Here is a 13,466-nt window from a genome sequence, read left to right on the forward strand (position 1 = left end):
GTCCCTTCCGACCAATCGGGAGGGACTTTTATAAACCCTTGAATCGTTTTCGTTCATTTAAAAAGAGAACTAGGGACAATAAGGAAAGAAATAATAGGGGTGCTGTAATGATCAGAGGGAAAATATTTAATAATCCAAAAAGATTTAGTATGAAAGAAATAATAATAAATAAGACGATCATCCATAAGCCGATGGTTTGTGCCATATAATCACTCCTTTTCCTTCTCCTTCTATATAGATATATTCGTTTGTCCCAGTAATCATTCATAGATTATGACAATATTGTGAAATAGCGAGCACAATTATTGTCGAATAATCTAATTCGTGATATATTATTGATGTGAAGTTGATCACAAGCAAACATATACCCCTTTGTTTGACCGTGAAAAATTTCTCCCATCCCCTTTGTTCGTATTTAAATAGAGAAAAGGCCATTTACAAACAGACAGGTTTGTATGGCCTTTTCTTTTTTACATAGAATTAGCGCTATTCAATATAGCGCCAAAACATACCATATTTAGCTGGAACTTGTTCAACAATTTGTTTTAATTGTAGCTTTTTCATTTCTCTTTCGGCTTCATTTATAGACATATTATAAACCACTGAGATTTCCTTTGTTGCTACGAGCTTAAAGCATTTTAGAAAGCTCTCTAAAGTAGGAGGAGTACTTTTCTCGGGCTTCATTGGTAACATTTCTTCAAGTATTTGCTCATATACCTCATACGGATAATATCCGGTAATCTTAATTCCCTCGTCTTCAATATTCTCATTAAAGAAAACCAAGGTTGGGATTTCGTCCACTTCCATTTCGGACGTAATTTTCAAGTCACATTGAAAGGCTTTACCAGCCGAATCCGAATGAATATCAAGAACAAATTCATCCACGTCTAAGCCGGTAGAACTAGCCATTTCTTTTAAAACCTCAAAGCTTGAGATGTTTTGTTTTTCTAAAAAAATACCCTCCTGTAATTTTCTTAAAAAGCGAATCCCGGCTTTTCTTCCTTGCAATTCAGCCGCTTTAATTGCTATAGAGGCTAAATGAGGAGATGAAATAGGGTTGTCAAACCAAAGACTTCCATCACAAGACATGCCTGTTCGGCTTGCAGTTTTTTCCCATAAGTCTGCAATGTTCTCGTATTTTTGCTTTTTGCTCATATTTAATGATGCTAGGCGGCCACTTAAAATATACTTGATTGAAAAAAAACGGCCGTATTCAATTTGTAGTTTCTTTATAATTGGCTCAAGTGCCCAGCATTCTGGACAGAGAGGATCAATAAACATATAAATTTCAAGCGGCTTCTTCTCATTTCCACAACAATAGTAGGAGGGAGTCGTTGGTAATGTTTCTCGATTCCTCACGTTCTCTCACCTTTCATTTCTTCATTTTCATCAGTATTTATCATATGCTGAGCTGTTAGCACAAGTCTCGCATAAAATTCATCTCGGATAGGACCGGATAGACCAACCTCATCCATAGCTTCTCGCATACATCCGAGCCATGCTTTAGCTCTTGTCTCTGTTATTTCAAAAGGTAAATGACGAGCTCGCATCATCGGGTGCCCATGCTCGTTCGTGTAAAGAGTTGGTCCACCTAGGTATTGTGTCAAAAACTGCTTTTGTTTTCTCGCTGTTTCCGTTAAATCATTCGGAAAAATGGGAGTCAGATCTGGATGTTGCCCAACTCGATGATAAAAGGCATCAACTAGCCGATGCAATGTTTCTTCACCGATCATATCAAAAGGTGTAAGCATGTTTTCGACCATTTTAAAAACTCCTTTAAACATATCTTTTTTCGTTTTGCCAATTGATAGTACTATTTTATCAGTGCGGAGTTTATATCACAAACAATGTGCATTAGGAGGTTATTTCCTATCATAAATTACTCATAAAAATACCGTCTGTTTGGTAACAGACGGTGTGTATTATGCTAGCAGATGACTCGTAACCTTTCTAACATAATTTTGAGTTTCTTTAAAGGGAGGAATACCTCCGTACTTGTCCACATTTCCAGGTCCTGCATTGTATGCTGCTAAAGCTAATGTTGTATTGCCGTTATATTTATCTAGCATTTGACGTAGGTATTTGCTTCCACCAAAAATATTGTCTCTAGGGTCGAATACATTAGTCACTCCAAGTCCTTTTGCAGTAGCCGGCATTAGTTGCATTAAACCGGAAGCTCCTGCACCACTAACTGCATTGGGGTTAAAGTTAGATTCTTGTTTTATAACGGATTTGATTAAGTTTTCAGGTAAGTTGTATTTAACGGCAGCCTCTTGAATGATTGAATCAAATTCTGTTGAGCTTCCAGTACTAGAGATTTTCGTCATATTAATAGGTGGTAAAGAAGGCGTTTGGTTTAAAAGGGTGGTAGTTGGAGGAGCTCCTGTTTGCCCACTTAACTGTGAAAGAGAGTCACCTTCCTCTAACAGCATCTCATTCATTAGATCCTGAAATATGTTTCCGGATGATGAATGAGATGAAGTATTAAAATTTTGTAATGCCTGAAGTTGAAGCATAATTTTTAGTTTATCTATATTCATGTGACACCTCAATGAAGTGAGTATTTTTGGTTGTAAAAACGTTTAATTTTATTTTCAGTAACTCGAATGGGAATGTTAAAGGATTGGAGAAGTTGTTTAAAAGTTAATTCACCCTCTACCGGATCCTCGACCTCATATTCTAGCTCATAATCTTCTTTTAATAAATATAAACTATGGTCTAGAACTAATAAACCACCTTTATATTGTAACTCACACCGTTTCGTCGTTAAAGAACCAAAATATTGAAGCTTATTGATGGGAAAATCGTTTTTTTCTAACTGGTCCCTAACGATACCGCTTGGGAGAGAGCCACCTTGTAACATCGAAAAGGCTACGTCCTTTGTTAATTCTTGATTTGTCTCAAGAAGACCAACCGCTAAGGGCTGTTTTAATGTAAGCTCAAAACGCCCTTCCTTTTCACGAATTCGTAAGGCACTGCCCATTTCTTTTAGTTGAAATTTCTCTGTGTCAAAATAATGGTTAATTTGCGTATCAATCATAGTTTCATTTATCGAAAATTCTGTTATCAAATGAAGGTATTCCTCTTTCGTGAGCATGTTTTTAAACTCAATTTCGATATGTTGGCTCAAGATTGTTCTTCCTTTCTCTACTCATGCTATGTTTAATTATCGGTTGTTACGTGTTCAATTTCAATAAGTGATTGCATGAGAAGTGGATAATTCAGCCACTTATGATAAAATAGGGGGAGTGTGGAGGTATGAAAAATGAGAGAAAAAATTTATGTGGAAAATGCAATCAAAAATGAAAAAAATGAAGTGATATTAATAGTAAACAATGATTTTTCTATAAAAGAGCTAAGTGCAACGGGTCAAGTGCTTGTGGATTCAAATGAATTAGCTTTTGTATACATTGTTGAAAAAGATGAAAGCTTTATGTATGTTGAGCTAACTCTCGATACATGGCCAATCTTAAAAGAAGGATTGGAGAACAATTGCAAATATAACCTTTCTAATGGTAATGAAACGATTGTGTTACCAAACCTGCGGGAAGAATTACTGTACTTAATTGACAATATAAAAGGTAATAGCAACTATGGAGAGGAAATGGTTACAAAAGTAGAAGAGTGTTTTTGTAACTAATATCACCCACCAATACAAAAAAATGGTCCGGATGAGGTGACTTTATGAAGCACTGGGAAAAATTCTTGGCTCCCTACAATCAAGCGGTGGAAGAACTAAAGGTAAAGCTCAAAGGGATGAGACGGCAATTCGAAATGAAATCCTCTCACTCACCTATTGAATTTGTTACTGGTAGAGTAAAGCCGATCGCAAGTATCTTAGATAAAGCCAATCAAAAATCGATTCCCCTCGATAAGTTAGAGACAGAAATGCAGGATATTGCAGGCCTTCGGATGATGTGTCAATTTGTCGATGACATTAAAAGGGTTGTGGAACTTCTTCGTCTTCGAAATGACTTTGAAATTGTTGAGGAAAGGGATTATATTTCTCATAAAAAAGCAAGTGGGTATCGTTCTTACCATGTAGTTGTTCGATATCCTGTTCAGACAATTCAAGGGGAGAAAAAGATACTTGTTGAGATACAGATAAGAACACTCGCAATGAACTTTTGGGCAACAATTGAGCATTCCCTAAATTATAAATATCGTGGGCAGTTTCCTGAGGATATTAGAGTAAGATTACAGAGAGCAGCAGAAGCTGCTTTTCGACTTGATGAAGAAATGTCCCTTATTCGTGGGGAAATCCAAGATGCACAAGCATTCTTTTCAAGGAAAAAAGAGCTGCATCAAGAAGGAAATAATTAATTATAGAAGAGAGCGAACTTGGTCATGAAATTTGCGATTACGTCAAAAGGAGACTCAAAATCTAATACGCTCATGCATAAAATGAGAACTTATTTGCAGGATTTTGAACTTATTTACGATGAGGATCAACCAGATATTGTGATTTCAGTTGGGGGAGATGGAACGTTACTTTATGCGTTCCATCGCTATAGTAGCCGCTTAGATCGAACAGCCTTTGTTGGCGTTCACACGGGACATCTAGGTTTTTATGCCGATTGGATCCCTGAGGAAATTGAGAAGCTTGTCATTGCAATTGCTAAAACACCTTATCAAGTCATTGAGTATCCATTATTAGAGGTCATCGTTCGTTATCAACATGGTGGAAGAGAAACGAGATATTTGGCGTTAAATGAATCCACTGTCAAAAGTGTGGAAGGTACATTAGTGATGGATGTTGAAATACGGGGTCAGCAGTTTGAACGCTTTCGTGGTGATGGCCTTTGTTTGTCCACTCCATCTGGAAGCACCGCGTATAATAAGGCGTTAGGTGGAGCGATTCTTCATCCATCATTACCTGCGATACAATTAGCTGAAATGGCATCAATCAATAACCGTGTGTTCCGAACAATCGGGTCCCCACTTGTTTTACCGGCTCATCATACATGTATGCTAAAACCGGTTAATGGTCCAGATTTTCAATTAACCATTGACCATTTGACTCTTCTTCATAAAGATGTAAAATCCATTCAGTTTCGAGTTGCAGATGAAAAGATCCGCTTTGCTCGTTTCCGACCATTCCCATTCTGGAAGAGAGTAAGAGATTCTTTCGTAGCGGATAACTAACAAGCAGGAGACCGTACATGTCACAATTTAAACTTCAATGGGTTATCGATGAAACACACGCTGGGGTGTTAATAAGGGAGTATTTAAAAGAAAAAGATATATCAAAAACCGCCCTTACAGATATCAAATTTAATGGTGGTCGTATTTTGGTTAATGGAGCGGAAATGACGGTTAGGTATGAGTTAAAGCAAGGAGATCTTCTTGAAGTATATTATCCATCTGAAAAACATAGTGAGGGGATTGTAGGAGAGAAGATCCCCTTGTTGATTCTTTACGAAGATCCCTATGTATTAGTAATTGATAAGCCAGCTGCGATGAATTCTATTCCTTCAAGGGAACATCCGACAGGCAGTGTTGCTAATGCATTAGTTGGGTACTATCAATCCATTAATCTTCAATCAACGGCTCATATAGTTACACGACTTGATCGCGATACATCTGGCATTGTATTGATTGCAAAGCACCGACATATTCACCACTTGTTTAGCAAACAGCAAAGAAGTGGAGGGGTTCACCGGATATATGAAGCATTTGTTCATGGAGCTTTGTCAACAAAGAAAGGAACGATTATCGCACCGATTGGAAGAAATAAGGATAGTATCATTGAAAGAGAAGTTATGGATGATGGCCAATATGCTTGTACCCACTATATTGTTAAAGGGAGCTATCCGTTATTTACTCACATCCAGCTACGTCTTGAAACAGGTAGAACTCATCAAATAAGAGTGCATATGAAACATATTGGACATCCTCTTTTGGGTGATGATTTATATGGCGGATTACGAGAACTTATACAGCGGCAGGCATTACATTGCCGAGAAATTACCTTTTTTCATCCGATTTATCAAAAAGAAATGATGTTTTCCTCTCCATTACCTGAAGAAATGACAAGGCTTTTTGAATAAATACCCTTTCGTTTATTCAAAAGGCCTGAATTTTTCCTGAACAAAAGGCATGGAAGAAGGGACAGATTTTAGTTCCATCTCCGGGTAACGAAGAGCAGTTAGGTTCCCTCCGAATACAGCGCCTGTATCAATATTATACGTATTATTCATGATTCTAGGCTCCCTAACGGGTGTGTGACCGTAGACAATCGTTGCATTTCCCTGATATGATTTTGCCCAATCTCGTCTAACTGGTGTGCCATCGGGGTTCGTTTTTCCTGTAATATCACCATATAGAACGAATGTTTTTACTTTTTCACCTTGTTTCCCAATTAAATCCTCTTTAATTCCAGCGTGGGCAATTACAAGCTTTTTATTATCTAATACGTGATAAAGAGGAGAGGACTCATATAGACGAATGAATTTTTCACGAATTTCGTTTTTTTCTTTTTTCGCTAAATCCTCGTATTCTGCAACAGTTGTTTCAAGACCATGAGTTACTTGAACGTTCCTACCGAGAAAAAATCGAAAAAGTTTGTTACAATGATTACCCGGAACGTAATATCCGCTTTTTTGATCCATAACAATGGAATAGACAAGTTCGACCATTTTAAGGGATTGTGGGCCACGATCTGTTATGTCCCCAACAAAAGCCAATTTACGTTCAGAATGCAAGGGACAATCGTTGCTCCACTCATATCCTAAATTCTTTGTTAGCAGCTTAAATTCCTCAAAGCATCCGTGAATGTCACCAATGATATCTAATTTCATTTTGCGATACTCTCCTTTCCCGTCTCTATAAACTATTTTCTCATAAGTTTCATCACATTATGATTCTCCACCGTGTGTTTTTTCATGTTTAATTTAGGGAAAGGTAAACTACAAAGATGAGTGTATGGGAAGGAAGGAGGAGAAATAATGGCTGATAACAGTCTAGAAAAAAATCAACATATTGATTTTGATTTATTATTCGAATCTTTACAAAATGAAGATATAGGGAAATTTCGAGAAGAATTTTTAGAATTACATCCATATGATCAAGCTTCATTTTTTAAGGATTTGGAAGAAGAAAATCAAACTAAAATCTATCATTATTTATCACCGGAAGAAATGGCTGGGATCTTCGAGAATATAGAAATTGAGGATGAAGATTACAAAGAAGTTCTTTCGCAAATGACACCGTCTTATGCTGCTGAAATGCTTGCTAATATGCATGCAGATGATGCTGTAGATGTTCTTAATGAGCTGAGTAAAGACCAAGTTGCTAGTTATCTGGCCATTATGGATAATGAGGCAGCTCAGGAGATTAAAGAGTTACTTCATTATGAAGAGTATACAGCAGGTAGTATTATGACTACAGAGTTTATCTCGATTTCAGCAAATCAAACTATACGTTCTGCGATGTATATTCTAAAAAGAGAGGCACCAACAGCTGAGACCATCTATTATCTGTTTGTCGTAGACGATGAAAAGCGGTTAGTTGGTGTTATCTCCCTTAGAGATTTGATAGTCAGTGATGATGATCAGATGGTAGAAGAAATTATGAATGAACGTGTTCATTCTGTTGGGGTTGGAGAGGACCAAGAGGAAGTAGCAAGGAAGATGAAAGACTATAATTTCTTAGCATTACCGGTGGTAGACTTTCAAAATCATCTTCTCGGGATTATCACCGTAGATGACGTAATGGATGTTATGGAAGAGGAAGCGTCTGATGATTATTCAAAGCTAGCGGCTGTCTCAGGTATCGATAGTTTTGATAGAGGTCCACTCTCCGCTGCGAAAAAAAGACTGCCGTGGTTAATTATACTTTTGTTTTTAGGAATGATTACTGCAAATTTAATGGGGAGATTTGAACAAACCTTAGACCAAGTAGCTATTTTGGCGGTGTTTATTCCTTTGATTGCGGGTATGGCAGGAAATACCGGTACTCAAGCCTTGGCTGTTGCTGTTAGAGGAATTGCAACAGGTGATTTAGAAAATGAGGAGAAATCAAAGCTAGTCATAAGAGAAGCGGGAACAGGTGTGATAACAGGAACAACTTGTGGAGTGTTAGTGATGATTATTGTATATCTATGGAAAGGAGATATTTTCTTAGGTATGCTCGTAGGGATATCCATCTTGCTGACACTAATTGTTGCCACACTAGCTGGAGCATTAGTTCCGCTAATTATGCACAGACTCAAAGTAGATCCTGCGGTAGCATCAGGTCCATTTATTACAACGGTAAACGATATTATTAGTCTTCTCATTTATTTAGGTATGGCAACTATATTTATGGGGTATTTGATAGGTTAGAGGGAACCCTACTCTATTATTAATAAATGGTATGATTTCAAAACCGTTATGACCTCAGGCTTTATGGGCAACCTTAATCATTAAGTCTTTTCTTTTTGAAAAAAATCATGTAATATTAGTACTAGGTACTAATAACAGATTCTTATTTAGGAGGATATACATAATGAACCTTTCTTTAAAAGGAAAAAATATAGTTGTAATGGGCGTAGCAAATAAGCGTAGTATCGCATGGGGAATTGCTCGTTCTTTACATGATGCGGGTGCAAACTTAATCTTCACTTATGCAGGGGAAAGGTTTGAAAGTGAAGTTCGTAAATTAGTTGAAACGCTAGAAGGTCAACAAGCTCTTCTAATTCCTTGTGACGTCACTTCTGATGAGGACATCGCAAAATGTTTCTCTTCAATCAAAGAACAAGTGGGAACTATTCATGGTATTGCTCATTGTATCGCTTTTGCAAACAAGGAAGAACTGCAAGGGGAATACATGAATACAACTAGAGATGGATTCTTATTAGCACATAATATTAGCTCATATTCCTTAACAGCGGTTGCGAAAGAGGCAAAAGGGTTAATGTCAGAAGGTGGAAGCATTGTTACGCTAACATACCTTGGTGGAGAGCGAGTAATTAAAAATTACAATGTAATGGGTGTGGCAAAAGCTTCTCTAGAAGCAAGTGTAAGATACTTAGCCAATGATTTAGGACCAAACAATATTCGTGTGAACTCTATTTCAGCTGGTCCAATAAGAACATTATCAGCTAAGGGTATCAGCGATTTTAATTTAATTCTAAAGGAAATTGAGGAGAACTCTCCTTTAAGACATGCAACAACACAGGAAGAGGTTGGGGATACAGCATTATTCCTATTTAGCGATCTCTCACGCGGAATGACTGGTGAAAATTTACATGTAGATTCTGGATACCACTTACTATCTAGATAAATAAAAAAATCCTGCTTCTATTATAGACGCAGGATTTTTTTATTGGCTCTTTTACGTTTAAAGTAGTTGTCCGACAGCTAATTTTTTAATGATTTGATTACTGTCCATAATAACAATTTCATCGTCAAGATGGACAATGATGGGTTTTTTTATTCTTTTTTTGATTGATTGTGTATGTTTGCTGATGATCTTTTCAACAAGTGTCTCATCAATACTCACGACAGGAAAGCTTGGTCTGGATATAAAATACCCTTGCCCACAATCAATTCCTAATTGAATAACAGCCTCTAACTCTTCCTCTAATTCAATACCCTCCGCAATAATAATTGCATCCATTTTCTTTGCAAAGGTTACAAATGCATCCAAAATATGTATTTTTACATTATTCTCATGAATTTTACTAATCAGGGAGCGATCGACCTTTATATAATCAGGTTGAATTTCCGAAATAGCTTGGAGGGAAGAATAACCGGCTCCAGCATCATCTACAGCAATTTGAAATCCTTGGTCACGATAATGGTGAAGGACCTTTGTGAAGGCAGAAAAATCCTCAATTGCACTTCGCTCGGTTATTTCAAACACAATGTTTTGAGGGGAGAGTTTATATTGTTTAAGTAAGGATACGGTATGTCCTGGAGTAAAACTTGGATCGTAAATCACCTGAGGACTAAGATTAATAAATAACTTTTCGTCCTTACTAAGGATTTTTGAACTATTTTCAAAAGCCAGTTCCCTAGCTATTTTTTCAAGTGTATATAATGAGCCATATTCTTCTGCATACTTAAATAGTTGAAGTGGTGCTTGGAATCTGCTTTGGGTAGGTCCCCTAGTTAAGCCTTCGAATCCCAAGATGTTGCCATTAGTGAGATCAATAATTGGCTGGAAAACCGTTCTTAATTGTTTCTTAGCTAATAGGGTCTGAAACTCTTTTCGGATTTCTAAGTCACTATATGTGTGAAGTTGGATAATGTTTTGACTGATTAAGGCGGTTGAATTCATTTAAAAAGCTCCTTCCCTGAAAAACGATCCAATTTGATCTTTTTCACTCTATTTCGACATTAGCATATGAATTTATGAATTTAATGAAGAAATTGTAAATATTACTTAAACCTTTTAACTAATTGCTTATGGAATAAATATACAAATACAAAACAACATAAAATCTTCAATTATTGAAAAAATAACTACAAGAATAAGAACAAAAGGATGGAATGGTATGAAAAAATTAGTCACTCTCACCTTTATAACTGTATTAACCGCCTTACTTACTTCCTGTAACACTGATGCTACGCAGAACAGTGGGATGTCTTTAATTCAAAAAAGTGATCCTGATCCCATCATTCTTGATGAGAAATCAGAGGATAAACAAAAGTTGGTGTCCTCTATAAAAAAGGATGTTGCTAAATTTGATGAACTTTATGATGTTGCGGTTGTTAAAGGTGAGGAGGAAATACTAGTAGCGTATAAGGTGAAACATATGCAACGTTTTCATATGGTCAAAATTGAAGGGGAAATTAATAAAATGCTTGAAAAAAAGTACCCGAAGGAGAATTTCATAGTCTCGAGTGATTATAAAATATTTTTAGAAGCTGTTGAGCTAAACGATAAAATGAAAAATCCGGATTTTTCCGAAAAGGACGCAAAGAAAAAACTCGAAGAAATCATAGAGCTGAAAAAAGAACTAACTTAGAAAGGAGCATGTGAAGGTGGGGAACAAAAAGCCAGAATCAAAAGAGGTAGAACAATATAAGCAGTTTGAGAAGAACTTTGAAACAAAAAGACCAGTCTTTAAGAATTGTTTAAAGGCTTTTTTAGTTGGAGGGTTCATCTGCATGATTGGTCAAGCTATCACTTATTTTTATATTTATTTCTTTAGCTTTACAGAGCAAACAGCAGGAAATCCAACAGTAGCAACAATGGTGTTTATCTCCATGCTTTTAACAGGCTTTGGGGTATACGACCGACTAGGTCAATTTGCAGGGGCAGGTAGCGCAGTACCTGTAACGGGGTTTGGAAATGCGGTCATCTCCGCTGCGATTGAACATAGAACAGAGGGATTTGTTCTCGGTGTAGGTGGAAACTTATTTAAACTAGCAGGGTCCGTTGTTTTATTTGGGGTATTTTCAGCATTTGTGGTTGCGTTAATTAAGACGATATTAATCAAACTGGGGGCAATATAATGCTGAAAGGAAAACAATCATGGATATTTAATAATCGCCCCGTTATTGCTGCTACAGGAGTTACTGGTGGTCCATTCGAAGCAAATGGCAGGTTATCGAGTGATTTTGATGTTCTTTTTGATGATTTATGGATGGCAGAAGATTCCTATGAGAAAGCCCACCGTCACTTACTCGAAGTTGCAGCAAATACAGCGTTTGAAAAAGAGGGTGTAACGGCAGATGATGTACAGTTCATGATTGCTGGAGACCTTATTAATCAGATAACTCCAACGAGCATTGCTGCAAGACAGTTGAAAGTACCATATCTCGGTATATTTGGTGCTTGTTCAACATCTATGGAGGGATTAGCACTTGCCTCGTTTTTTGTTAATTATGGAGGAGGAAATTATATTCTGACAGGTGCTACGAGTCATAATGCGGCTGTTGAGAAGCAATTTCGTTACCCTACTGAGTATGGTGGACAAAAGCCACCTACTGCTCAATGGACCGTAACTGGTTCAGGTGTTGCGCTGGTCAAAGCAAATGAGGGGAAGGATAGCGGGAAGCCAGTTACAACATCAGCCACAATAGGTAAAGTGATTGATCTCGGTCTCACAGATCCATTTAATATGGGGGGGGCAATGTCTCCTGCAGCAGCTGATACGATCTTAGCTCATTTTAAGGATTTGGAAATTGATCCTTCTTATTACGACTTAATTGTAACAGGAGATCTTGGGAAAATTGGACATGAAACAACGTTTGGATTATTGGAAAAGGAAGGCTTACCAATTAAAAGAGAGCAATTTAAGGATTGTGGCATGTTAATATACCATGAAGATCAACCTGCTCAATCCGGAGGAAGCGGGGCAGGTTGTTCAGCAACGGTATTATATGGACATCTGTTAAATGAGATGAAAAAGAGGGTATACAAGCGAATTCTAGTCGTTGCAACAGGAGCACTTCTTTCACCTCTTACTGTTCAACAAAATGAAACCATTCCTTGTATTGCCCATGCGGTTTCTATTGAAATGAATGAATAAGGGAGGAAAGAGAGATGCTCGCTATGTTTTTTTGGGCATTTGTTGTTGGAGGTGCCATTTGTGTAATCGGACAGCTCATGTTTGATGTAGCACGGCTTACCCCTGCGCATACATTAAGTACGCTTGTTGTTATTGGAGCGGTATTAGACGGGTTTGGATTATACGAACCATTAGCCGATTTTGCAGGTGCTGGTGTAACTGTACCAATTACAAATTTTGGGAACACCCTTGTTCACGGTGCCCTTCAAGAAGCTGAACAGCATGGAATAATTGGGGTCTTAACTGGTATGTTTGAGATTACAAGCTCAGGTATTTCAGCTGCAATCGTTTTTGCATTCATCGGTGCTCTAATATTTAAGCCAAAAGGCTAAAAATTTTTAAATATAGGACAAAGCCTACACGTTTTCAGGTCACTTACATACGTTATAAGTAAGTCAAGGAAAAGTGAGGTGACTTGATATGGGTTACGGTTATTGCGGCTACGGCTATGGTGGCAACGGCGGTGGATACGGATCAACTTTCGTATTAATCGTTGTATTATTCATCCTGTTAATTATTGTTGGAGCTAGCTTTTACAACTAATCTCCAAAACGAAGTGTAGGAAAAAAGACCGTTTCTATACAAAGAAACGGTCTTTTTCCTGTCCAAAAATCACCCTTTTTATGTTCTCTTCATAAGATGAGAGTAGCTTAAAAAGGAGGCGTGGTTTTAAGAATGGATAATCAATTTTTCAAAAATGTGGAGAAGAAAACAGGCGTTAATATGAAAGACATTCTTGAACTGGCTGGTTCATTACAAAATGCAAACTTTAAAGATGAAAAAACCGTTCGCAATGTAATCAAACGTGTATCTCAAATTGCAAACAAACCAGTGACGAAGGAAATGGAAGATAAAATCGTTTCTTCAATCGTTGCTGATGGAAAACAACTTGATTTTAATACGTTATCTAAAATGATTAATAAAAAATAATTAAAAAAGAGAAGCTCCTAAAAATTAGGAAGCT

General features: G+C 37.2%; 19 protein-coding genes. 12 read left to right on the top strand and 7 right to left on the bottom strand.

The annotated features are described in order from the left end of the window. Positions 1–28 precede the first annotated feature (28 nt). The 5 genes from M3175_RS25700 to M3175_RS17000 all read right to left on the bottom strand — a co-directional run bounded on the left by M3175_RS25700 (position 29) and on the right by M3175_RS17000 (position 3,130). Complete coding sequence (locus tag M3175_RS25700; RefSeq protein WP_503328611.1) at positions 29–268, bottom strand: hypothetical protein; 240 nt, start codon at positions 266–268, stop codon at positions 29–31. 218 nt (positions 269–486) lie between these two features. Further along, on the bottom strand, positions 487–1,359 hold the full coding sequence (locus M3175_RS16985; protein ID WP_251521415.1) for a ClpXP adapter SpxH family protein: 873 nt from the start codon (positions 1,357–1,359) through the stop codon (positions 487–489). Further along, complete coding sequence (locus tag M3175_RS16990; protein WP_251521418.1) at positions 1,356–1,763, bottom strand: globin domain-containing protein; 408 nt, start codon at positions 1,761–1,763, stop codon at positions 1,356–1,358. The genes M3175_RS16985 and M3175_RS16990 overlap by 4 nt, the downstream gene beginning before the upstream one ends. Before the next feature lie 159 nt (positions 1,764–1,922). Continuing rightward, complete coding sequence (locus tag M3175_RS16995) at positions 1,923–2,540, bottom strand: lytic transglycosylase domain-containing protein (protein ID WP_251521421.1); 618 nt, start codon at positions 2,538–2,540, stop codon at positions 1,923–1,925. 8 nt (positions 2,541–2,548) lie between these two features. Continuing rightward, positions 2,549–3,130 carry a CYTH domain-containing protein gene (locus tag M3175_RS17000; protein WP_251521424.1) on the bottom strand — a complete coding sequence of 194 codons (582 nt, stop codon included), beginning with the start codon at positions 3,128–3,130 and terminating at the stop codon, positions 2,549–2,551. Positions 3,131–3,265: 135 nt separating this feature from the next. On the opposite strand from M3175_RS17000, the gene M3175_RS17005 reads away from it, so the two are divergent. Genes M3175_RS17005 through M3175_RS17020 form a run of 4 tightly spaced genes read left to right on the top strand, consistent with a single transcriptional unit; the run spans position 3,266 to position 6,050 of the window. Next, the gene (locus tag M3175_RS17005) at positions 3,266–3,640 is read left to right on the top strand and encodes a UPF0738 family protein (protein WP_251521427.1); all 375 of its coding nucleotides are present in this window, start codon (positions 3,266–3,268) and stop codon (positions 3,638–3,640) included. 44 nt (positions 3,641–3,684) lie between these two features. Beyond that, on the top strand, positions 3,685–4,323 hold the full coding sequence (gene yjbM, locus M3175_RS17010; protein WP_066054880.1) for a GTP diphosphokinase: 639 nt from the start codon (positions 3,685–3,687) through the stop codon (positions 4,321–4,323). A 24-nt stretch (positions 4,324–4,347) separates the two neighbouring features. After that, positions 4,348–5,145 (top strand): NAD kinase, encoded by a 798-nt coding sequence (locus M3175_RS17015; RefSeq protein WP_119710511.1) that lies wholly within the window; start codon positions 4,348–4,350, stop codon positions 5,143–5,145. A 17-nt stretch (positions 5,146–5,162) separates the two neighbouring features. Continuing rightward, positions 5,163–6,050, top strand: a complete 888-nt coding sequence (locus tag M3175_RS17020; protein ID WP_251521430.1) for an RluA family pseudouridine synthase — start codon at positions 5,163–5,165, stop codon at positions 6,048–6,050. 12 nt (positions 6,051–6,062) lie between these two features. On the opposite strand, the gene prpE is transcribed toward M3175_RS17020, so the two are convergent. Next, positions 6,063–6,800: a bis(5'-nucleosyl)-tetraphosphatase PrpE gene (gene prpE, locus M3175_RS17025; protein WP_251521433.1), complete on the bottom strand. Its 738-nt coding sequence runs from the start codon at positions 6,798–6,800 to the stop codon at positions 6,063–6,065. Between the two features lie 147 nt (positions 6,801–6,947). On the opposite strand from prpE, the gene mgtE reads away from it, so the two are divergent. Together mgtE and fabI are read left to right on the top strand one after the other, a co-directional pair. Further along, positions 6,948–8,324, top strand: coding sequence for a magnesium transporter (gene mgtE / locus M3175_RS17030; RefSeq protein ID WP_251521436.1), 1,377 nt, complete (start codon positions 6,948–6,950; stop codon positions 8,322–8,324). Between the two features lie 163 nt (positions 8,325–8,487). Next, positions 8,488–9,264: an enoyl-ACP reductase FabI gene (gene fabI / locus M3175_RS17035; RefSeq protein ID WP_251521439.1), complete on the top strand. Its 777-nt coding sequence runs from the start codon at positions 8,488–8,490 to the stop codon at positions 9,262–9,264. Positions 9,265–9,321: 57 nt separating this feature from the next. On the opposite strand, the gene M3175_RS17040 is transcribed toward fabI, so the two are convergent. Next, positions 9,322–10,263 (bottom strand): EAL domain-containing protein, encoded by a 942-nt coding sequence (locus M3175_RS17040; protein ID WP_251521442.1) that lies wholly within the window; start codon positions 10,261–10,263, stop codon positions 9,322–9,324. A 217-nt stretch (positions 10,264–10,480) separates the two neighbouring features. Here M3175_RS17040 and M3175_RS17045 point away from each other — a divergent pair, with 217 nt between their 5' ends. The 6 genes from M3175_RS17045 (at position 10,481) to spoVIF (ending at position 13,432) form a co-directional block, all read left to right on the top strand. After that, on the top strand, positions 10,481–10,954 hold the full coding sequence (locus tag M3175_RS17045; RefSeq protein ID WP_251521445.1) for a YhcN/YlaJ family sporulation lipoprotein: 474 nt from the start codon (positions 10,481–10,483) through the stop codon (positions 10,952–10,954). 16 nt (positions 10,955–10,970) lie between these two features. Next, on the top strand, positions 10,971–11,444 hold the full coding sequence (gene spoVAC / locus M3175_RS17050) for a stage V sporulation protein AC (RefSeq protein WP_251521447.1): 474 nt from the start codon (positions 10,971–10,973) through the stop codon (positions 11,442–11,444). Then, positions 11,444–12,463 (top strand): stage V sporulation protein AD, encoded by a 1,020-nt coding sequence (gene spoVAD / locus M3175_RS17055; RefSeq protein WP_251521450.1) that lies wholly within the window; start codon positions 11,444–11,446, stop codon positions 12,461–12,463. The genes spoVAC and spoVAD overlap by 1 nt, the downstream gene beginning before the upstream one ends. 14 nt (positions 12,464–12,477) lie before the next feature. Continuing rightward, positions 12,478–12,834, top strand: coding sequence for a stage V sporulation protein AE (gene spoVAE / locus M3175_RS17060; RefSeq protein ID WP_119707280.1), 357 nt, complete (start codon positions 12,478–12,480; stop codon positions 12,832–12,834). 88 nt (positions 12,835–12,922) lie between these two features. Beyond that, positions 12,923–13,045: a YjcZ family sporulation protein gene (locus M3175_RS17065; protein WP_119707281.1), complete on the top strand. Its 123-nt coding sequence runs from the start codon at positions 12,923–12,925 to the stop codon at positions 13,043–13,045. A 132-nt stretch (positions 13,046–13,177) separates the two neighbouring features. Continuing rightward, complete coding sequence (gene spoVIF, locus M3175_RS17070; protein WP_119707282.1) at positions 13,178–13,432, top strand: sporulation-specific transcription regulator SpoVIF; 255 nt, start codon at positions 13,178–13,180, stop codon at positions 13,430–13,432. Positions 13,433–13,466 lie beyond the last annotated feature (34 nt).

This window comes from Robertmurraya korlensis, assembly GCF_023715225.1.
In the GTDB taxonomy this organism is placed as follows: Bacteria; Bacillota; Bacilli; order Bacillales; family Cytobacillaceae; genus Robertmurraya_A.

Bases quoted from the DNA above. Each gene is read 5' to 3' on its own strand.
- prpE (WP_251521433.1), bottom strand. From the start codon at position 6,800: ATGAAATTAGATATCATTGGTGACATTCACGGATGCTTTGAGGAATTT.
- spoVAD (WP_251521450.1), top strand. From the start codon at position 11,444: ATGCTGAAAGGAAAACAATCATGGATATTTAATAATCGCCCCGTTATT.
- M3175_RS17045 (WP_251521445.1), top strand. From the start codon at position 10,481: ATGAAAAAATTAGTCACTCTCACCTTTATAACTGTATTAACCGCCTTA.
- M3175_RS16990 (WP_251521418.1), bottom strand. From the start codon at position 1,763: ATGGTCGAAAACATGCTTACACCTTTTGATATGATCGGTGAAGAAACA.
- M3175_RS16995 (WP_251521421.1), bottom strand. From the start codon at position 2,540: ATGAATATAGATAAACTAAAAATTATGCTTCAACTTCAGGCATTACAA.
- fabI (WP_251521439.1), top strand. From the start codon at position 8,488: ATGAACCTTTCTTTAAAAGGAAAAAATATAGTTGTAATGGGCGTAGCA.
- M3175_RS17065 (WP_119707281.1), top strand. From the start codon at position 12,923: ATGGGTTACGGTTATTGCGGCTACGGCTATGGTGGCAACGGCGGTGGA.
- spoVIF (WP_119707282.1), top strand. From the start codon at position 13,178: ATGGATAATCAATTTTTCAAAAATGTGGAGAAGAAAACAGGCGTTAAT.
- spoVAE (WP_119707280.1), top strand. From the start codon at position 12,478: ATGCTCGCTATGTTTTTTTGGGCATTTGTTGTTGGAGGTGCCATTTGT.
- mgtE (WP_251521436.1), top strand. From the start codon at position 6,948: ATGGCTGATAACAGTCTAGAAAAAAATCAACATATTGATTTTGATTTA.
- M3175_RS17020 (WP_251521430.1), top strand. From the start codon at position 5,163: ATGTCACAATTTAAACTTCAATGGGTTATCGATGAAACACACGCTGGG.
- M3175_RS17040 (WP_251521442.1), bottom strand. From the start codon at position 10,263: ATGAATTCAACCGCCTTAATCAGTCAAAACATTATCCAACTTCACACA.
- yjbM (WP_066054880.1), top strand. From the start codon at position 3,685: ATGAAGCACTGGGAAAAATTCTTGGCTCCCTACAATCAAGCGGTGGAA.
- M3175_RS17015 (WP_119710511.1), top strand. From the start codon at position 4,348: ATGAAATTTGCGATTACGTCAAAAGGAGACTCAAAATCTAATACGCTC.
- M3175_RS17005 (WP_251521427.1), top strand. From the start codon at position 3,266: ATGAGAGAAAAAATTTATGTGGAAAATGCAATCAAAAATGAAAAAAAT.
- M3175_RS25700 (WP_503328611.1), bottom strand. From the start codon at position 268: ATGAATGATTACTGGGACAAACGAATATATCTATATAGAAGGAGAAGG.